Annotated in this window: 13 protein-coding genes; 4 read left to right on the top strand and 9 right to left on the bottom strand. The window is 74.0% G+C overall.

The genetic code is table 11. The features are described from left to right. Positions 1–5 precede the first annotated feature (5 nt). The 3 genes from ACZ4WH_RS01415 to purN all read right to left on the bottom strand — a co-directional run bounded on the left by ACZ4WH_RS01415 (position 6) and on the right by purN (position 3,294). Positions 6–947 (bottom strand): 3-oxoacyl-[acyl-carrier-protein] synthase III C-terminal domain-containing protein, encoded by a 942-nt coding sequence (locus tag ACZ4WH_RS01415; RefSeq protein ID WP_468175555.1) that lies wholly within the window; start codon positions 945–947, stop codon positions 6–8. A 149-nt stretch (positions 948–1,096) separates the two neighbouring features. Then, positions 1,097–2,659, bottom strand: coding sequence for a bifunctional phosphoribosylaminoimidazolecarboxamide formyltransferase/IMP cyclohydrolase (gene purH, locus ACZ4WH_RS01410; protein WP_468175093.1), 1,563 nt, complete (start codon positions 2,657–2,659; stop codon positions 1,097–1,099). Beyond that, complete coding sequence (gene purN / locus ACZ4WH_RS01405; protein WP_468175090.1) at positions 2,656–3,294, bottom strand: phosphoribosylglycinamide formyltransferase; 639 nt, start codon at positions 3,292–3,294, stop codon at positions 2,656–2,658. The genes purH and purN overlap by 4 nt, the downstream gene beginning before the upstream one ends. A 308-nt stretch (positions 3,295–3,602) precedes the next feature. Here purN and ACZ4WH_RS01400 point away from each other — a divergent pair, with 308 nt between their 5' ends. Then, on the top strand, positions 3,603–4,691 hold the full coding sequence (locus ACZ4WH_RS01400; protein WP_468175552.1) for a hypothetical protein: 1,089 nt from the start codon (positions 3,603–3,605) through the stop codon (positions 4,689–4,691). Positions 4,692–4,697: 6 nt separating this feature from the next. On the opposite strand, the gene ACZ4WH_RS01395 is transcribed toward ACZ4WH_RS01400, so the two are convergent. Beyond that, positions 4,698–6,923, bottom strand: a complete 2,226-nt coding sequence (locus tag ACZ4WH_RS01395) for a cell division protein PerM (protein ID WP_468175087.1) — start codon at positions 6,921–6,923, stop codon at positions 4,698–4,700. Between the two features lie 105 nt (positions 6,924–7,028). Here ACZ4WH_RS01395 and ACZ4WH_RS01390 point away from each other — a divergent pair, with 105 nt between their 5' ends. Next, a complete protein-coding gene (locus tag ACZ4WH_RS01390; RefSeq protein WP_468175549.1) occupies positions 7,029–7,904 on the top strand; it encodes a SigE family RNA polymerase sigma factor in 876 nt (291 codons plus the stop codon). A gap of 76 nt (positions 7,905–7,980) precedes the next feature. Here ACZ4WH_RS01390 and sucD read toward each other — a convergent pair whose 3' ends face one another. The 5 genes from sucD to ACZ4WH_RS01365 form a co-directional block, all read right to left on the bottom strand. After that, the gene (gene sucD, locus ACZ4WH_RS01385) at positions 7,981–8,865 is read right to left on the bottom strand and encodes a succinate--CoA ligase subunit alpha (protein WP_103817658.1); all 885 of its coding nucleotides are present in this window, start codon (positions 8,863–8,865) and stop codon (positions 7,981–7,983) included. Positions 8,866–8,891: 26 nt separating this feature from the next. After that, positions 8,892–10,070 carry an ADP-forming succinate--CoA ligase subunit beta gene (gene sucC, locus ACZ4WH_RS01380; RefSeq protein WP_468175083.1) on the bottom strand — a complete coding sequence of 393 codons (1,179 nt, stop codon included), beginning with the start codon at positions 10,068–10,070 and terminating at the stop codon, positions 8,892–8,894. Between the two features lie 471 nt (positions 10,071–10,541). Continuing rightward, entirely contained in the window at positions 10,542–11,813 is a 1,272-nt protein-coding gene (locus ACZ4WH_RS01375) for a VWA domain-containing protein (protein ID WP_468175080.1), read from the bottom strand. Positions 11,814–12,007: 194 nt separating this feature from the next. Beyond that, complete coding sequence (locus ACZ4WH_RS01370; protein WP_468175077.1) at positions 12,008–15,028, bottom strand: DUF5682 family protein; 3,021 nt, start codon at positions 15,026–15,028, stop codon at positions 12,008–12,010. Continuing rightward, positions 15,025–16,155, bottom strand: coding sequence for an ATP-binding protein (locus ACZ4WH_RS01365; RefSeq protein ID WP_468175074.1), 1,131 nt, complete (start codon positions 16,153–16,155; stop codon positions 15,025–15,027). Before ACZ4WH_RS01365 ends, ACZ4WH_RS01370 begins: the two co-directional genes overlap by 4 nt. A 132-nt stretch (positions 16,156–16,287) precedes the next feature. Between ACZ4WH_RS01365 and ACZ4WH_RS01360 the strand changes: the two genes are divergently transcribed. Beyond that, positions 16,288–17,646 (top strand): SWIM zinc finger family protein, encoded by a 1,359-nt coding sequence (locus tag ACZ4WH_RS01360; protein ID WP_468175071.1) that lies wholly within the window; start codon positions 16,288–16,290, stop codon positions 17,644–17,646. Between the two features lie 224 nt (positions 17,647–17,870). Next, positions 17,871–19,847 carry a DUF5691 domain-containing protein gene (locus ACZ4WH_RS01355; RefSeq protein ID WP_468175068.1) on the top strand — a complete coding sequence of 659 codons (1,977 nt, stop codon included), beginning with the start codon at positions 17,871–17,873 and terminating at the stop codon, positions 19,845–19,847. Positions 19,848–19,988 lie beyond the last annotated feature (141 nt).

Genomic DNA, 19,988 nt, shown 5'->3' with positions numbered 1-19,988 from the left:
CGGGCTCAGTGCTCGAAGACCATGGCGGCGAAGGTCGCGCCCAGGCCGACACTGGTCATCAGATAGCGGTCGCCGGGGCGCAGCCGGCCCACCTCGGTGGCTTTCTGGAGGTTGATGAAGGGATCGGCGCAGAAGCAGTGCCCGGTGTGCGGCACCAGGTCGAGGAAGACCCGCTCCAGGGGCAGCCCGAGGGTGCGGCACACGCCGATCCAGGAGAGCCGGTTGACGTTGTGCGGCAGGACGAGGGCCAGCTCGTCGAGGGTGCAGCCGGCCTCCTCCAGGGCCGCGGTGACGACCTCGCACAGACCGGGTCCGTACCGGTCCTGGAAGTCCGCGGCGGCCTCGGCGCCCATGATGAACTCGGTGCCGAACCGGCTGTGGGTGCGGGCGGCGTAGCCGAGCATCCGGTTGCGCCCGGTGCGGTCGGCGCTCACCAGCAGCGCGGCGGTGCCCTCGCCCATGACGGTGACGTCCGGGATGGACTGGTTGTGGCCGGTGCCGGCCTTCTCTCCGGTCAGGACGAGGGCGAGGGCGTCCGGGTCGGGGTCGGCGGCGAGCAGGGTGCCGGCCAGGTCGACGGCGAGCAGGCCCGAGGCGCAGGCGTGCTGGGAGACGACGAACGCGGTGGCGTGGCGCAGCCCCAGCTCGTCCTGGACCGGGCCGAGCGAGGTCAGCGGGTACGGCAGCGGGGCGGGCATGGTGCGCGCCTGGAGCACGTACTTGACCCGCTCCTCCTGCCCGCGCAGCTCCGCGAGTTTGGCCACGGCGCGCAGCAGCAGCCGCGTCTCGTCGGCCTCCGGGTCGCGGCACACGTCCGACAGCCCGTAGAAGCGCTGGTAGCGCCGCAACTGGACGTCCGTCAGCCCGAGTTCGCGGTGGAACCGGGCGATCGGGATGGTGTCGGGAAGGCAGCTGGAGACTGCCACGATCGACGTCATGCCCACCACCCTCGCGTCCACCGCTGACGATGGACTGAAACATTGCTGACCGTTGTCGCGGGCGGTCGGCCGAGGTCGTTTCGGAGGGGTGGCGTCCGGACACGGCTGAGTCCCGCCCGTCGGGACGGGCGGGACTCAGCGGGGGGCGCGGGTGCGGCTCAGTGGAAGAAGTGGCGCGTCCCCGTGAAGTACATCGTCACGCCCGCCTTCTTGGCGGCCTCCACGACCTGCTCGTCCCGGATCGAACCGCCCGGCTGGACGATCGCCCGGACACCGGCGTCGATGAGGATCTGCGGGCCGTCCGGGAAGGGGAAGAAGGCGTCGGAGGCCGCGTAGGCGCCCCGGGCCCGCTCCTCGCCGGCCCGCTCGACGGCCAGCTTGCAGGAGTCGACGCGGTTGACCTGGCCCATGCCGACGCCGACCGAGGCGCCGTCCTTCGCCAGCAGGATCGCGTTGGACTTCACGGCACGGCACGCCTTCCAGGCGAAGGCGAGCTGGGCCAGCTCGTCCGCGTCCAGGGCCTCGCCGGAGGCCAGCGTCCAGTGCGCCGGGTCGTCGCCCTCGGCCTGGAGCCGGTCGGCGACCTGGAGCAGGGCGCCGCCGTCGATCGGCTTGACCTCGACCGGGTGGGCCGGGCCGTCGGGGCAGCGCAGCACGCGGATGTTCTTCTTCTTGGTGAGGGCCTCCAGCGCGCCCTCCTCGTAGTCCGGCGCCACGATGACCTCGGTGAAGATCTCCGCGACCTGCTCGGCCATCTCCTTGCTGACCGGCCGGTTCACGGCGATGACCCCGCCGAACGCGGACAGCGGGTCGCAGGCGTGCGCCTTGCGGTGCGCCTCGGCGACGTCCACGCCGATCGCGATGCCGCACGGGTTGGCGTGCTTGATGATCGCGACGCAGGGCTCGGCGTGGTCGTACGCGGCACGGCGGGCGGCGTCCGTGTCCGTGTAGTTGTTGTACGACATCTCCTTGCCGTGCAGCTGCTCGGCCGCCGCGAGCCCGCCCTCGCCGGAGGTGTAGAGGGCGGCGGGCTGGTGCGGGTTCTCGCCGTAGCGCAGGGTGTGCGCGCGCTCCAGGCTGGAGGCGACGAAGTCCGGGAACCGGGAGTCGTCCGCCGGGGCGTAGGAGGAGGCGAACCAGGTGGAGACGGCGATGTCGTACTCGGCGGTGTGCCGGAAGGCCTCGGCGGCCAGCCGCTTGCGGGCGGCGAGGTCGAAGCCGCCGTCCTTCACCGCGGTGAGGACGTCGGCGTACCGCTCCGGGCTGGTGACCACGGCCACCGACGGGTGGTTCTTGGCGGCGGCGCGGACCATGGACGGGCCGCCGATGTCGATCTGCTCCACGCACTCGTCGGGCGAGGCACCGGAGGCGACCGTCTCGCGGAACGGGTAGAGGTTGACGACGACCAGGTCGAACGGCTCCACGCCCAGCTCGGCGAGCTGCTCGCGGTGGCTGTCCAGACGCAGGTCGGCGAGGATGCCGGCGTGCACCTTCGGGTGCAGGGTCTTCACCCGGCCGTCCAGGCACTCGGGGAAGCCGGTCAGCTCCTCGACCTTGGTGACGGGGACACCGGCGGCGGCGATCCGCCCGGCCGTCGACCCGGTGGAGACCAGCTCCACACCGGCCTCGTGCAGCCCGCGGGCCAGCTCCTCCAGGCCGGTCTTGTCATAGACGCTGACGAGCGCGCGACGGATGGCCCGCTTGTTGCTCTCGGCGGTCACTGGATAACTACCTTTCGTCCCTCGATGCGATAGCCGTTGCGGGCGAGCCGCCCCACGACCTCGACGAGCAGCCTTCGCTCGACTTCCTTGATGCGCTCGTGCAGCGCGCTCTCGTCGTCCTCGTCCCGCACCTCGACCGCGCCCTGGGCGATGATCGGGCCGGTGTCGACGCCGTCGTCGACGAAGTGGACGGTGCAGCCGGTGACCTTGGCGCCGTACGCGAGCGCGTCACGGACTCCGTGGGCCCCCGGAAAACTGGGCAGCAGGGCCGGGTGGGTGTTCACGAACCGCCCGCCGAACCGCGCGAGGAACTCCTTGCCCACGATCTTCATGAAGCCGGCGGAGACGACGAGGTCGGGCCGGTGGGCGGCCACGGCCTCGGCGAGGGCGGCGTCCCACTCCTCGCGGGAGCCGTGGTCCTTGACCCTGCACACGAAGGTGGGGATACCGGCGCGTTCGGCGCGGGCCAGCCCCTCGATGCCGGTGCGGTCCGCGCCGACGGCCACGACCCGGGCGCCGTACGCCTCGGTGCCGACGGCGGCGATCTCGTCCAGCAGCGCCTGGAGATTGGTGCCGGAGCCGGAGACCAGCACGACGAGGCGCTTGACTGCCGGGCCGGCGGAGGTGGCGGCCACGATGGGGCCCTTTCTGGGGTTGCGACGTGTACGGACGGTTTCGTACGGCCGGTTTGTACGGTCGTACGAATGCTTCGCGCCCCCGGATACGGGGAAGTCTACGAAGCGGCCGACCGTCAGCAACGATACCGGCACTCGGGAAGGGGCCCTCGGGACGGGTGGACGGCCGGACGGTAGCGTTCGCAAGGAGTCACGAAGGAGCAGCCTCGGGAACGCGGTCGTCGTGCGGTGCGTTCACGGGGTGGAAGCTCATCTCGGACTGCCGTAGTCACCTAGGGGAAGACGCTCTTTTGATGCCCGATCGCAGCCTGCGACTCCTCACGTTCCCGTCGCGCCCGGCCCAGGGAGGCGACGGTGGCGCCGCACTGCTGCGGGAGCGCCCGACCTCGCCGCCGACCGAGTCACCTCGGGGCGGTTCCGGCCAAGGAGGCACGGGGCAGGGCGGCTCGGGACACGGCGGCTCCGGGTGGGGCGGCTCCGGGAACGGTGGTTCCGGTCACGGCGGCCCTGGGCAGGGCGGCTCTGGGCAGGGCGGCTCCGGGAACGGTGGTTCCGGGGCGGGTGGTGAGCGGCAGGACGACAATCCGTTCGCGCCGCCGCCGGAAGGGGCTCCGGACCAGCCGTGGCGGCCTCGTCATCACGGGGGTCCGTCCGGTGCGGGTCACGGGCATGGGCATGGGACTGGTCAGGGTCCGGGCTCGGGTGGTCCGGGGTCCGGGCACGGTGGTCAGCCCGGCGCCGGTCAGGGGCAGGGACACGGCCACGATCCGGAGCAGGGGCAGGGACATGGACACGGTCCTGGGCAGGGGCAGGGTCCCGGTGGCGGTCAGGGGCCCGGTGGCCACGCTCCTTGGGGCAGTCAGTGGAGTGACCGGCAGCCGGGCCGCTCCCCCGGCGGCTTCGGCGAACGCCCGGGCGGTGGCCCGCAGGGCCCCGGCGGACCGGCCGGCCCCGGCATGCGCTGGGACCCGACGGACCCGGCCCAGCGCCGCGCGCGCTACGCCCTGCTCTCCGGCATGTGGGCGGTCTTCTTCGCCCTGTTCAGCTGGCCCTACGTAGCCCTGCTGCTGGGCGCGCTCTCCCTGTACTGGGGCACCAGCGCGCTGCGGGCCAAGCCGCGCCGACCGTCCCCGGACGCTCCGGCGACACCGGCGACCCCGGCGACACCGACGGCCCCCGCCGCCCAGACCGGCCGGCCGCAGACGACGGCGGCCGTCGGTGGCCTGGTCACGGCGGCCCTGGCGCTGGTCCTGGTGGCCTCCACCTTCACCGTCCAGCTCGTCTACCGCGACTACTACACCTGCGTCAACGACGCCCTCACCCACGAGGCCAAGCAGTCCTGCGACACCCTGCTGCCCCGTGAGCTGCGGGGCGTGCTGGGCACCGACAGCGGCTGAGGGTTCTCACTCGGAGGAGCCCGCGCGGGGATCGGGGCGGGAATCGGCGCCGAGGTCGGGGCGGGGTTCAGCGCGCCGGTCGGCGCCGGGCTCCGGGTGAGGCTCGGCGTGTGTGCCGGGGTGTGGCTCGGCGTGTGCCGCTGGGTGTGCCTCCGTGGGGTGCCAGGGCGCCGTGTCGGGGGCGGCGTCCACGGGGGCGTTCTCCGGGGTGCCCGCCGCCTGCTTCAGGGCCGCCCAGCGGGAGGCGCGGGCGACGTCGTCGTGCCAGCCCTTGGGCAACGGCTCGGCGACCGGCGCCGGGAACGGAGTCGGGTACGAGGTCGGGAACGCGTCGTCGGCGGGAAGGACCTCGTACAGGTCCCCCTCCTCCGCTCCGGCCCTACCGACCCCCGCCCCGGCCGCAGAGCCCGACCCCGACCCCGACCCCGACCGGGCGGCCGTACCCCCCTTGTCCGTGTCCTTGCCGCGGCCCCACCCCTTGAGTTTGCCCGCGCCCCCACCGGCTGTGCCCCCACCACCGTCGTCCGCCGCGGCCCCGCCCACGGCGTCCCCGCCCCCAGTGCCCCCGTCGGCCATGGCCGGCCCGCCGTCGCTCCGCGTGACTTCACCGGTGGCCTCGTCCGCGTCCGGGCCCGTGGCCGCCGCCTCCCCGGCCTCTTCCGTGACCCCCGCCTCGGTCCCCTCCCCCGTCTGTCCCGCCTTCCCGGCGACCGTCGGCGTCACCGTCCCGCCACCGCCCTTCGCCCCGGCCGTCGGCGTCACCACCCCCGAACCGCCCTTCGCCCCGACCGTCGGCGTCACCACCCCCGAACCGCCCTTCGCGCCAGCCGTCGGCGTCACCACCCCCTTGCCGCCCTGTGCCACCTTCAGGGCCGTGGCCCCCGTCTCCGCGCCCTGGGCCGGGGTGCCGCCTCGGCGTCGCAGCCAGGTGCGCAGGCGCCAGGCCCGGGCGGTCAGGGCCACCGGTAGCGCGAACACCAGCGTCCAGGCCCCGGCCGCGCCCCCGGTCTGCCACCACAGCGGGCCGAGGCGGGACAGCGCGGCCACGCCGAGAGGGCCGCCCGCCAGCGCGGCGAGCAGGGCGAGCGCCGCCGCGCAGACCAGTGCCGTCAGCAGCACCACCCCGGCGGTACGGCCGGCCGACCAGCGGGCCCGCGCCGGTGCCCCGGCCTCCGGCCGGCGCACGGCCGCCCGCGCCACGAACCACCCCGCCGTCATTCCGGCCACCGCCGGAACCAGCCCCGCCGCCCAGTTCTCCGGCGTACCGGCGCCCGGCCCCGGCACCGCGGCCAGCAGCGGGAACGGCGGCAAGAGCGGGGCGGGGTCGGAGGCGAGCGGGTGCACCATGTGTCCGGCGCCGAGGAGGAAGCCGGGACCGAGCGCGTAGGAGGCGGCCCAGACCGCCGCGTTGGGGATCAGCGCGACGCCGAGCAGCAGCACGGCGAACCGTCCCGTCCAGCCCTCCGTCAGCTGGAGGAAGGAGGCCCGCGCCGGCTGGCCGTGCCACACCAGTGACACCCCGACCAGCAGCGCGCCGCCCCCGAACAGCACCGTCGTCGCGGCACCGGCGGCGCGTACGGCCGCGCCCAGCCGGGCCCGCTCGTCCGTGCCGAACACCAGCCGCCGCACCGGTCCCGGCACCACCACCAGCACGCTCAGCACCGGTTCGCGCGGGCGGCCGTACGCCGACCACACCCCGGCGCCGGCCGCGCCCGCCGCGACAAGCGGCAGACAGGCCGTCACCCAGCCCCACTGGGGGCGCAGTTCACCATTGGAGCAGTACAGCGCCGCCGCGGCGCCGACACCCAGATAGCCGAGGACCACGCCCGTCCACGCCGTACGCGCCCGTACCGGTGGCGGGCCGTCCGGTTCGGCGGACGCGTCGGTGGCGTCCCGCGCCGCCCGGTACACCAGCCACAGCGGCAGCGCGACCAGCAGCAGCGGGGTGACGCCGACGGGCATGGGCGTGCCGGAGAGCGTGTCGGTGCGGATCAGTTCCACGCCGTGCGCCAGCAGCCACAGGGCGGCGGCGATGTGCAGCGCGCCGTCCGGCCCGCTGTCCGGGTAGGGCGAACTGACCCACAGCATCATCACGAGCACGGCGAACGAGCCGAGGCCCAGTCCGGCCGCGACGGCACCGCCCAGCAGGCTCGCGGCGAGTCCGGGTGAGCGGTCGCGCATCCGGTTGGCCATGGGCGACAGCGAGGGGCGGCGAGCGGTCGTCTGGATCACGCCCGCCATGCTCCCAACGACACGCGCTTTCCCGTCGTAACAGGCGAAGCTCCGAAGTGTCGCCCAATATATGTTTATGTTCTTTTTCGTACGGAAGGGTGCATGGTGACGACACAGAGCCCCGAGCCGACGGGCCCTCAGAAACAGTCCCAAGAGGCGTGTCTGACGGCGGAACAGTCGCCTTCGCTGACACCCGCTCAGGCCTTCGACGCGCTGTACGCCTTCTGCGCCCCCGCCCTCGTACGCCAGACCTATCTGCTCACCGGGCGCCGCGAGCTGGCCCGCGAGTCCGTGGAGCGGGCCTTCCAGCTGGCCTGGCAGCGCTGGCCGGAGGTGGCCCGGGACCGGGACCCCGCCGGCTGGGTGCGGGCGGTCGCGTACGACTGCGCGCTCTCCCCCTGGCACCGCTTCCGCCCCCGCTACCGCTCCCCCGAACCCCCGCCGGCCGACCCGGCCGACCAGGCCCTGCTGAACGCGCTGCTCAGGCTCCCGGCGTCGTACCGGCGCACGCTCGTCCTGTACGACGGTGTGGGCCTCGACCTGCCGGAGACGGCGGCGGAGACGGAGGCGAGCACGCCGGCCGCCGCGAACCGGCTGATCCACGCCCGCGAGGCGGTGGCCGCGCTGCTGCCGGAACTGGCCGATCCGGACACGCTGCACCAGCGCCTGCTCGAACTGGCCTCCAGGGAACGGGTCCGCGCGGGGAAGTCGACGACGGTACGGACCGGTTGCGAACGCCGGAACGTCTTCTGGACCCGGGCTGCCATCGCCTTCACCGTGACGATCATCGGCGCGACCACGCTCACGCTCCGCACCGCGCCGACCCGCTACGAGGCTCCGGTCGCCCCCGCCCAGGCGGTCCAGGGAGTCCCCCCACCGGCCGGCCTGGGCCCGCTGTCCCGGCACGAGCAGAAACTGCGGACGAAGCTCCACCGGTCGGAGGCGAGCGGCCCGGAGAGACTGGCACCGGAGCCGAGGTGAGCGGTGACAGTCCGGGAAACGCCGGCAGGCCCGTCCCTGTCCAGGGAACGGGCCTGCCGACCTGTGGTCAGGAAGCTCAGGCGCTCAGGATCTCCCGGGCCAGCTTCGCCGTCTCGGTCGGGGTCTTGCCGACCTTGACGCCCGCGGCCTCCAGGGCCTCCTTCTTCGCCTGGGCGGTGCCGGACGAGCCGGAGACGATGGCGCCGGCGTGGCCCATGGTCTTGCCCTCGGGCGCGGTGAAGCCCGCGACGTAACCGACGACCGGCTTGGTCACGTTCTCCTTGATGAACGCGGCCGCGCGCTCCTCGGCGTCGCCACCGATCTCACCGATCATCACGATCAGGTCGGTGTCGGGGTCGTCCTGGAACGCGGCCAGCGCGTCGATGTGCGTGGTGCCGATGATCGGGTCGCCACCGATGCCGACAGCGGTGGAGAAGCCGATGTCACGCAGCTCGTACATCATCTGGTACGTCAGCGTGCCGGACTTCGACACCAGACCGATGCGGCCCGGCTTGGTGATGTCGCCCGGGATGATGCCGACGTTCGACTGGCCCGGGGTGATGATGCCGGGGCAGTTCGGGCCGATGATCCGGGTCTTGTTGCCCTTCTTGCCGGCGTACGCCCAGAAGGCGGCCGTGTCGTGCACGGCGATGCCCTCGGTGATCACGACGGCCAGCGGGATCTCGGCGTCGATGGCCTCGACGACCGCGTCCTTGGTGAACTTCTCCGGCACGAAGATGACGGAGACGTTGGCGCCGGTCTTCTCGATGGCCTCCTTGACGGTGCCGAAGACGGGTACCTCGGTGCCGTCGAAGTCCACGGTCTGACCCGCCTTGCGCGGGTTCACGCCGCCCACGACGTTCGTGCCGTCACCGAGCATGAGCTTGGTGTGCTTCATGCCGGTGGCGCCGGTCATGCCCTGGACGATGACCTTGCTGTCCTTGTTGAGCCAGATAGCCATGGTGGTTTGAGTCCTCGTCCTCGTGCTTACTTGGCGGCGGCCAGCTCGGCGGCCTTGTCGGCCGCGCCGTCCATGGTGTCGACGCGCTGCACCAGCGGGTGGTTGGCGTCCGTGAGGATCTTCCGGCCCAGCTCGGCGTTGTTGCCGTCGAGGCGGACGACGAGCGGCTTCTCGACCTTCTCGCCGCGGTCCTCCAGGAGCTTCAGGGCCTGCACGATGCCGTTGGCGACCTCGTCGCAGGCGGTGATGCCACCGAAGACGTTCACGAAGACGGACTTGACGTCCGGGTCGCCCAGGATGATCTCCAGGCCGTTCGCCATCACCTGGGCGGAGGCGCCGCCGCCGATGTCCAGGAAGTTGGCGGGCTTGACGCCACCGTGCTTCTCACCCGCGTACGCCACGACGTCCAGGGTGCTCATGACGAGACCGGCGCCGTTGCCGATGATGCCGACCTCACCGTCGAGCTTGACGTAGTTGAGGTTCTTCTCCTTGGCGGCGGCCTCCAGCGGGTTGGCCGCGGCCTTGTCGTGGAGCGCCTCGTACTCGGGGTGACGGAACTCGGCGTTGTCGTCGAGCGACACCTTGCCGTCGAGCGCGATGACCTCACCGGAGGCGACCTTCGCGAGCGGGTTGACCTCGACCAGGAGGGCGTCCGACTTGAGGAAGGTGTCCCACAGCTTGATCAGGACGTTGACGACCTTGTCCGCGACCTCGGCCGGGAACTTGGCGGCCTCCACGATCTCGCGGGCCTTGGCCTCGTCCACACCGTCGATCGGGTCGATCGGGGTCTTGGCGACGGCCTCCGGGCGGGTGGCCGCCACCTCCTCGATCTCCATGCCGCCCTCGACGGAGGCGATGGACAGGAAGGTGCGGTTGGCACGGTCGAGGAGGAAGGAGACGTAGTACTCCTCGAGGATCTCCGGAGCGGTCTCGGCGATCATGACCTTGTGGACCGTGTGGCCCTTGATGTCCATGCCGAGGATGTCCGTCGCGCGGGCGACGGCCTCGTCCGGGGAGGCGGCCAGCTTGACGCCGCCGGCCTTGCCGCGACCACCGACCTTCACCTGCGCCTTGACGACGGACTTGCCGCCGAGCCGCTCGGTGATCTCGCGCGCCGCCTCAGGCGTGTCGATGACTTCACCGGCCAGCACCGGTACATCGTGCTTGGCGAAGAGGTCCCTCGCCTGGTACTCGAACAGGTCCACGCGCTTCCGTCCCTATCAGTGATCTCGCGGTTCGTTGGATGCGTGGGCGTGCCGCGAAGGGCAACGTGACGTCCGCTGTCACTAGGGAAGCGCACACGGTGTCCGAGCGCGCGGCATGTCCGTCTCGCAGGTTATCGCTGCTTGCGGGGGGCCTCTAAATCGCGGGTCACACCTGAGCGGTGATACCTGTCACATGATGCCGGTTTACCTGGCACAGCGTGCCGTCTCTGTGTGCGGTACGGGCATTGTGCGAGGCCTCACCGGGCTGGGGTAGACCCGGTGAGACCCCCTGGCGGCCCCGGGTCGCCCCGGGGCCGGGGCGCTTGATCCCCACCCCAATGGGGACCACGCACCCCAGTCCGCGGGGCTCCGCCCGGACGGGCCGACGGTTTTCGACCGCCCGGGCCGGCCACCCCGCGGGGCTGTGCGCGCCACCCACTCCGCATATCGGGTGCCCCTTCCGGCCCGGTGTCACGCCGTCTCCGGTATCGGCAGGGGCCGTTTCTCCAGCGCGGCGGCCATCACCTCGGGAAACAGGTCGGGCGTGCAGGCGAAGGCCGGTGCGCCGAGCGCGGCGAGCGCCGCCGCGTGGTCGCGGTCGTACGCGGGCGCCCCCTCGTCCGACAGCGCCAGCAGCGCCACGAACTGCGTCCCGGACGCCTTCATCGCCGCGACCCGTTTGAGCATCTCCTGGCGGATGCCGCCCTCGAAGAGGTCGCTGATCAGCACGACGACGGTCTCGGCCGGCCGGGTGATCTGCGCCTGACAGTAGGCGAGCGCCCGGTTGATGTCCGTACCGCCGCCGAGCTGGGTGCCGAAGAGCACGTCGACCGGGTCGTCCAGCTGGTCGGTGAGATCGACGACCGCCGTGTCGAAGACGACCAGCCGGGTGCTGAGCGACCGCATGGAGGCGAGGACCGCGCCGAACACCGACGCGTACACCACGGACGCCGCCATCGACCCGGACTGGTCGATGCAGAGCACGACCTCCTTCTTCACCGACTGCGCGGCCCGCCCGTAGCCGATCAGCCGCTCCGGTACGACCGTGCGGTACTCGGGGAGATAGTGCTTGAGGTTGGCCGCGACGGTGCGGTTCCAGTCGATGTCGTGGTGGCGCGGGCGGGTGACACGGGCACTGCGGTCCAGGGCGCCGGTGAGGGTGGCCCGGGTGCGGGTGGCGAGCCGCTTCTCCAGGTCCTCCACCACCTTGCGGACGACCGCGCGGGCCGTCTCCCGGGTCGTCTCCGGCATCGCCTTGTGCAGCGAGAGCAGCGTGCCGACCAGGTGCACGTCGGCCTCCACCGCCTCCAGCATCTCCGGCTCCAGCAGCAGGGAGGCGAGGCCGAGGCGGTCGATGGCGTCGCGCTGCATGATCTGGACGACGGAGGACGGGAAGTAGCGGCGGATGTCCCCGAGCCAGCGCGCCACGGACGGCGCCGAGGCACCGAGCCCCGCCGACCGGTCCCGGCCCGCCTGCGGCTTGTCGCCCCTGCCGTAGAGGGCGGCCAGCGTGCCGTCCATCGCCGCGTCCCGCCCCGACAGCGCGTACCCGGTGCCGTCGGCCTGGTCCCCGCCGAGCACCAGCCGCCACCGCCGCAGCCGCTCCCGCGCGGGATCCACGGCCCCGGCCGCCGGCGGCTGGGCCGTGGGGACAGTTGTGGCGACGGTCGTGGCGGGCGTGGCCGAGCTGTCTGTCGCAGCAGTTTTGGCAGTCGTGGCGGTCGTGGTCGAGCTGTCCGTCATAGCCGTCGTGGCGGTCGTGGCCAAGCTGTCTGTCGCAGCAGTCTTGGCAGTCGTGGCGGGCGTGGTCGAGCTGTCCGTCTTAGCCGTCGTGGCGGTCGTGGCCAAGCTGTCTGTCGCAGCAGTCTTGGCAGTCGTGGCGGTCGTGGTGGTCGTGGCCGTCGTGGTCGAGCTGTCCGTCGTGGTCGTCCTGTCCATCATGTGCCCACCCCCGCGAGGCAGTCGTCGTGCGTGGAATCGGGTGCCGTCTCGTGTACCGCTTCGCGCGTCGCGCCGGGTGGAGGGGTGTGCGTCTCGCCGCGTCGCGAGGCGTCCGCCACGTCGGACGTCGTGCTGTTCGCCCTGCTGTGCCGCGCGCCGTGAAACCGGGTGTCCGTCGCCCCGCGCGCCGTTCTCGCGCCGTGCGGCGAGCTGTGCGCCGCGTCGGACACCGTGTCGTGGTGGGCGTCCAGGCCGAGCAGCAGCCGCAGTACCGGGAGCACGGCGTCGGCGCGGCCGGTGTCCGGTTCGGCCGCGAAGCCGGGGATCGTGGCTCCCTGGGCGGTGGCCCCGCCGGGCCGGCCTCCGGGGCCGCGCCGGACCAGTTCGCCGAGGGTTCTGCGCACCCCCGGTTCGTACGCCGCGAAGGTGCGCCGCAGGAGGGGCAGTACGTCCGTGAAGGAGTCCGCCGGAACCCCGGTCAGCCAGGTGTCCAGCAGGGCGAGCAGTCGCTCGTCGTGCACCAGCAGCAGTCCGCCCCCGCCGCCGGCGAAACCCTCCACCCAGGCGGCGGCAGCGGCGGGAGGCGTGCCCGGCGACAGCGCGAGCCCCATCAGCCGGGCCGCCTCCTCGGGCTCCAGCGCCCCGTCGTCCAGCAACAGCCGCACGGCCCGGCCCCGGATGACACCGGGCGCGGTGTCCCGCAGCGACAGCACCCGCAACACGGCCCGCCAACGCTCCCGCAGCCCACCGCCTCCGACAGAGGCAACGGCGCTCTCGCCACCCACCGCAGACGCACCGGTGCCATCCCCGCCGCATCCCGCAGAGGCAGCGGCGCCCCCGCCGACCACTGCCCCAGACGCACCGGCGAGGTCCTCATCGACGCCCACAGAGGCTCCGGCGCCATCCCCGCCCCCGCCCGCGGACGCACCAGCGCCACGATCAGCCGCCCCCGCAGACGCACCGTTGCCTTCCCCTCCTCCCGCGCCGGCACCGGCACCCTCACCGTCCACACCCGCAGACGCACCGGCCCTCTCCCCGCCGCCTCCCGAAGACGCACCCGCGCCACCCCCGCCCGCAGACACACCGGCACCCTCACCGTCCACGCCCGCAGGCACAGCGCCGCCCTCACCGTCCACGCCCGCAGGCACAGCGCCGCCCTCGCCCGCCGCCCCCGCGGGCACCCCGGCCAGGCTCTCCGTCAGGAGTCCCACCGCCGTGTGGACGGCGTCCACATGGCCGCGCATTTCCTCCGCCGCGTCGGTGTCGAGGGCGACGCAGGCCGGGGGCAGGCCGACGAAGATGCGCTCGGCGAGGCCCGCCGCGACCTCGGCCAGCGCGCCGGTGTCGGTGCCGCGCACATCGCCGTAGCGCAGGGAGCGGACCAGGGCGGGCAGGGCCTGGGCGAGGTGGCCGACGTCGGTGTCCAGGGCCGCCCGGTCGGCGAGCACCCGCATGACCACGGGCAGGGCGTCCGCCAGCCCGGCCAGCAGACACTGCTCGGCGAGCGCGGTGACGTCGGCGAGGGCACGCGCCGCCGTCGCGTCCGCCTCCGCCTTGGCCCGTGCCGCCGCGTGGACGGTCGTGCCCCACACGCCCGCCTCCGCGACCCGCACCGACAGCTCGGGCTCCCAGCCCAGCCGCCAGGTCTCCCGGAACGTGCCCGTGCTCCCCCGGGACCGGGCCGGCTCGCCCCAGCCGACGCCGAGCAGTCGCAGCCGGTGCAGCAATCTGCTGCGGCCGGCGTCGGTGTCCCCCCGCAGATCCAGCTCCAGCTCGCGCTCCAGCGCCTCGGGTTTCAGCCGGAGCGACCGCTGCTGTCGGGCCAGGTCGCGCTGCAACGGCACCGCGGGCGCCGCCTCCGGGACCTCGCCCAGGACGTCCCCCACCACCAGCCGGTCGTGCACCAGCGCCAGCGGCACGTCCGAGCCGTCGCACAGCACCGCCCGCACCGCGTCGGTGGTCTCGCCCAGGCCGGGCAGGGGGCGGCCCCGCAGCGCGGCCAGGGTCTCCGCGAGCCGTACGGCCTCGATGACGTGCGCGGAGGACACGATCCGGTCCTCCTCGCGCAGCAACCGGGCCACTTTGGTCAGCCACCGCTCGACCGGTCGGTCGGGGGCGTGGAACAGATGCCCGTACCAACCGGGCGAGTCGATGCCCGCGCCGTAGCCGCCGGCCCGGGCCAGCCTGCGGTGCGTCCACGGCACCCAGGTCAGGTCGGTCCTGGTCCTGGGCAGGCCCTTGAGCAGCGCCCGGTCGGCGGTGACGGTGGTCCTCTCGCGCAGCGCGGGCACGTGCCAGGCCCCGCAGACCACGGCCACGGCGTCCCCGAACTCCTTGCGCGCGTCCCGCAGCCGGAGCCGCATGTGCGCCTCACGGACGAGGTCCCGGGGCCGCCCGCCGGCGCCGTACCGCTCGCGCAGCGCGCCCATGGCCTCCGCCACCGCCGCGAACGGCGCGAAGGGGTCACGGGCGCCCGGCCCCCGGTGCTCGACGACGTCCTCCCACCAGCGCTCGGGGTCGTCGTACCCGGCGGTCTCGGCGAGGACGGCGAGGGGGTCGACGCGGATCTGGTCACCGTCACCGTGTCCGGGGTCGGGTCCGGGCCCGGGCCCGGGCTCACCGGCGCCGGGCCCGTCGTGGTGACCGGACTCGCCCTCTTCCTTCTGCCACGCCAGCGTGTGCGTGGCCGGCAGGTCGATGAAGCGGGCCGGGACGCCCTGCTCCAGGGCCCACCGGAGGGCCACCCACTCGGGGCTGAACTCGGCGAACGGCCAGAAGGCCCAGCGGCCGGGCTCGTCCACGGCGTGGGCGAGCAGGGCGACCGGGGGCCGCAGGCCCGGGTCGGCGGCCAGCGGGATCAGCGCGTCGGCCTCGGGCGGCCCCTCGATCAGCACGACGGCCGGGCGCGCGGCGTCCAGCGCGGCCCGCACCGCGCGCGCGGAGCCGGGTCCGTGGTGCCGCACCCCGAGCAGCAGCGGCCCGGAGGCGTGGGCCGTGCTCCGGCCGGTGCCGGTCATGCGCTCACCTCCCGGCAGGCGCGGTAGAAGTCGGTCCAGCCCTCGCGCTCACGGACGACCGTCTCCAGGTACTCCTGCCAGACGACCCGGTCGGCCGCCGGGTCGCGGACGACCGCGCCGAGGATGCCGGCGGCGACGTCTCCCGGCCGCAGCACCCCGTCGCCGAAGTGGGTGGCGAGCGCGAGGCCGTTGGTGACGACGGAGATCACCTCCGCCGTGGACAGCGTGCCGCTGGGCGACTTCAGCTTCGTCCGGCCGTCGGCGGTGATCCCGTCGCGCAGCTCGCGGAAGACGGTGACGACGCGGCGGATCTCCTCGATGCCGTCGGGCGCGGCCGGCAGGTCGAGGGAGCGGCCGAGCTGCTCGACCCGGCGGGTGACGATGTCGACCTCGGCGTCGGCGCTCTCCGGCAGCGGCAGCACCACGGTGTTGAAGCGGCGGCGCAGAGCGCTGGAGAGGTCGTTGACCCCCCGGTCGCGGTCGTTGGCGGTGGCGATGAGGTTGAAGCCGCGGACGGCCTGGACCTCTTCCCCCAACTCGGGGATGGGCAGGGTCTTCTCGGACAGGATCGTGATCAGTGTGTCCTGCACGTCGGCCGGGATGCGGGTCAGCTCCTCCACCCGGGCCGTCATGCCCTCGGCCATGGCGCGCATGACGGGGCTGGGCACGAGGGCGTCGCGGCTCGGGCCGTGGGCGAGGAGCCGCGCGTAGTTCCAGCCGTACCGGATCGCCTCCTCCGGGGTGCCGGCCGTGCCCTGCACCAGCAGCGTCGAGTCACCGCTGACGGCGGCGGCCAGATGCTCCGACACCCAGGTCTTGGCGGTGCCGGGCACACCGAGCAGGAGCAGGGCGCGGTCGGTGGCGAGCGTGGTGACGGCGACCTCGACGATGCGGCGCGGGCCCACGTACTTGGGTGTGATCACCGTGCCGTCCGGCAGGGTGCCGCCGAGCAGGTACGTCGCCACCGCCCACGGCGACAGCTTCCAGCGGGCCGGGCGCGGTCGGTCGTCCTGCGCGGCGAGCGCGGCGAGTTCGGCCGCGAAGGCGTGCTCGGCGTGCGGTCGCAACGCCTGCGCGGTCTCGTCGCGGTCGGGTGCGGCGGTCGTCGGTTCCACGGACACAGACATGGCTGAGGCCCCCTCCAGCTCGGCCGGTTCGGATCTGGCATCCACCGTGCACCACGCCACTGACAATCGCTCTGACCAGCGCAAACGCGCTCGCCGGGCCGATTGTCAGTGGCGGGACCTACCGTCGGAGACATGACTGAGCAGGGGGTGCGCTGGACCGCGGAACAGGTGCTGGCACTGGCGCCTGACGCCGCGTCGCGCAAGGCGGGGAGCAAGCTCGGCACGGCCGGTCCGTGGTCCGGGACGGGGAGCGGAGAGGGGACGGTGTGGGGACTGTGCAAGGGCAGTGGCAGCAGGCCGTACCAGACGGTGGTGGACCTGGCCGACGCGGCCGGTCCGGCGTACAAGTGCAGTTGTCCGAGCCGTAAGTTCCCGTGCAAGCACGCGCTCGGGCTGCTCCTGCTGTGGGCGGGTGACGACGGCGTCGCGGTGCCGGCCGCCGAGCAGCCGCCGGAGTGGGCCGGGCGGTGGCTCGCGGTCCGGCGCGGACGCGCCGAGGCCAAGCGGACGCGGCCCGAGGGCGGTTCGGCCGCCGGGCCTACCGATCCGGAAGCGGCGCGGCGGCGGGCCGAGCGCCGGGCCGAGCGGGTCACGGCGGGCGCGAGCGAGCTGGAGCAGCGCCTGGCCGACCTGCTGCGCGGCGGCCTGGCCGCGGCCGAACAGGCGGGGTACGGCCTGTGGGACGAGACGGCGGCCCGCATGGTCGACGCCCAGGCGCCGGGGCTGGCCGCGCGCGTCCGGGAGTTGGGGGCGATCCCGGCGTCCGGCGCGGGCTGGCCGGCGCGGCTGCTGGAGGAGTGCGCGCTGCTGCACCTGCTCGACCAGGGCTGGCTGCACCGGGACCGGCTGCCGGACGCCCTCGCGGCCACGGTCCGCTCCCGGCTCGGTCTGCCGGCCACGCCGGACGGCCCGCCGGTGCGCGACCGCTGGCTGGTCCTCGCCCAGTGCGACACGGTGGACCCGAAACTGACGACGCGCCGGATATGGCTGCACGGCGCCGAGTCCGGCGGGACCCGGCTGCTGCTGTCCTACGGCGCGGCGGGCCGGGCGCCCGAGCTGTCCCTGCCGGTGGGCCTCGCCCTGGAAGCGGAGCTGACGGCGTACCCGGGCTCCGGCCGGTCCCGGGCCGCCCTGGGCGAGCTGTTCTCCCCGCCCACCCCGGCCGCTTTCCACCCGCCGGGCGTGACGACGGCCGAGGCGGCGGCCCGGTACGGCGAGGCCCTGCGCGACGACCCGTGGCTGGACGCGGTCCCGGTGACCCTGGACCGGGTGATACCGGTCCCGGACGACGACGGATGGCAACTGGCCGACGCCGACACGGACACGGCCCTGCCGCTGACCCGGGCCGCCCGCTCCCGTCCCGGCCTGTGGCGACTGGTCGCCCTGTCCGGTGGCGCCCCCGTCACGGTCTTCGGCGAATGCGGCCACCGCGGCTTCACGCCTCTCACGGCGTGGCCGGAGGGCGTTGGTGAGGCGGTGCCGCTGTGCTGACCCGGGCGGGCGAACGCGGAAGGGAAGAAGACGGAAGGAAAGAAAGAGGGGAAGGGAACGCGATGAACGGGGCACCGCCCAGCAGCGGGACACGGGCCGAAGGGGACGCGGGCACTCCGCCGAAGTCCTGCGAGGGCCCGACCAGCTCCCCTGAGAGCCCGGACAACTCCTCGGGGAGCCCGGCCAACTCCTTGAAGGGCCTGGCGAATGCCGCGGAGGGCACGATGAACGCCGCAGAGGGCACGATGAACGCCGCAGAGGGCACGATGAACGCCGCAGAGAGCACGGTGAATACCGCAGAGGAGCCGGTTGGCTCCTCGAACGGCGCGGCGAACTCCCCGAAGTACTCGGCCAACTCCTCACAACCCCCGGCGAATTCCACGGACGGCCCGCTGAACCCCTCACAGGGCCCGGCGAATCCCCCACAGGGCCCGGCGGACCCCTCACAGGACTCAGCGCACCCCCCGCAGGACTCGGCGACCTCCCCGCAGGACTCAACGAACTCCCCGCAGAACAAGACCACCCCTCCACGAGTCCCGGAAACCTCCCCGCCGGCCCTGACCGCCTCCTGGGAAGACCTGGTCACCACCGCGCTTCTCGGTACCGACAGGCGTGCCCCGGCGCACGTCGTGCCGGGGCGCCCGGCCCCGGTGGCGCTGCTCGACGCGGCGGCCGTGGCGACCGTACGGCGGCGGGCCGGGCTGCGGGCCGCGCGGGCGGCGCGGCGGCTCGGGCCGGCGCCCGCCGATCCGCGTCCGCCCCTGCCCGCACCGGCGGCCCGCAGGCTCACCACCCTGCTGGCCGACCGGTCCGGTGGCGGGGCCGGCGGCCGGCGGGGCAGCTCGCCGGACCTCATGGAGCTGCTCCCGCAGTGGCTCGCGACGGCCAACGCGCACGGGTACGCGGCGCCCCCGCAGGTGCTGCCCGCGCTGCTGGACGCGGCCCGGGGCCGTACGGACCTGCGCCCGGCGGCGCTGGCGTTCGCGGGCCCGCGCGCGCTGTGGCTGGCCCGGCTGAACCCGGACTGGCGGTTCGCCCTGCGCGCGGCCCCCGGCGGCGGCGCGGCGCTGCCCGATCCGGAGGACGCCGGGGCGGTGCGCCGACTGTGGCAGGAGGGCCTGTTCGCCGAACGGGCGGCACTGCTGGGTGCCCTGCGCGCCCACACGCCCGCGCTGGGCCGCGAGCTGCTGGCGTCGACGTGGGCGTCGGAGCGGGCGGAGGACCGGCTGATGTTCCTCGACTCGCTGCGCACGGGCCTGTCGGACGCGGACGAGCCGTTCCTGGAACAGGCGTTGGGCGACCGCAGCCGCAATGTCCGGGCGACGGCGGCGGAACTGCTGTCGGCGCTGCCGAACTCGGCGCTCGCCGCGCGGATGGCCGTACGGGCCTCGGCGTGTGTGGCCCTGGACCGTACGGGGAGCGGGCCGGCCATCGCGGTGGAGGCGCCGCACGAATGCGACGCGGGCATGGAGCGGGACGGGGTCGTGGCCGCACCGCCCGCGGGCCGGGGCGAACGGTCGTGGTGGCTGGGCCAGTTGGTGGAGGCCGCCCCGCTCGGCACCTGGTCGCGGCGGCTGGGCGGGCGGACGCCTGAGGAGATCGTGGCGCTGCCGGTGGCGGACGGCTGGCAGGGTGAGCTGCACGCGGCCTGGTGCCGGGCGGCGGTACGGCAGCGGGACGCCGCGTGGTCGCGGGCACTGCTCGGCTCACCGTCGGCGCCGGAGGCGGGCGGCCCGGGGGCGGTGTCCCTGGCGGAGCGGGCGAAGCTGCTGGCCGCGCTGGACCCGGCGGAACGGGCCGCGTGGGTCGCCGGGTTCATCGCCACGCACGGCCTGTCGGAGGCGTTCCAGCTGCTCGGGGTGTGCGCGGTCCCCTGGGCTCCCCCGCTCGGCCAGGCGGTCGTGGACGCCTTGAACATAGCCCGGGACGCGGGCAGTTACCCGTGGAGCTTCAGCGGGGTGATGGGCCTGGCGGAGCGCTGCCTGGACCCGGCGGAGGCCGTACGGCTGGAGGCGCTGCTGGCGATACCCGACGAACGGGAGGACGCCGCGCCCGGGGCCGGCGGGTACTGGGCGGAGGCGTTCCAGCGGCTGGTCACGACCCTGCGGCTGCGGGCGGCGATGACCCGGGAGCTGACCCCGCCCATGCCGACCACGCAACCACCGAAAACACCCGCGCAACCACCGGAGGCAGCCGCGTAACCCACCAAGCCAGCCGCCCAGCCACCGCAAGCAGCCGCATGACCCACGAAACGGAGCCGCACAACCGCCGGAAGCCACCGCATGACCCACGAAACGGAGCCGCACAACCGCCGGAAGCCACCGCATGACCCGCGAAAGGAA

This window comes from Streptomyces sp. NPDC029138 (genome assembly GCF_055564375.1).
The sequence above is the reverse complement of the archived record's forward strand: the minus strand, read 5'-3'. Positions and strand labels throughout refer to the sequence as shown.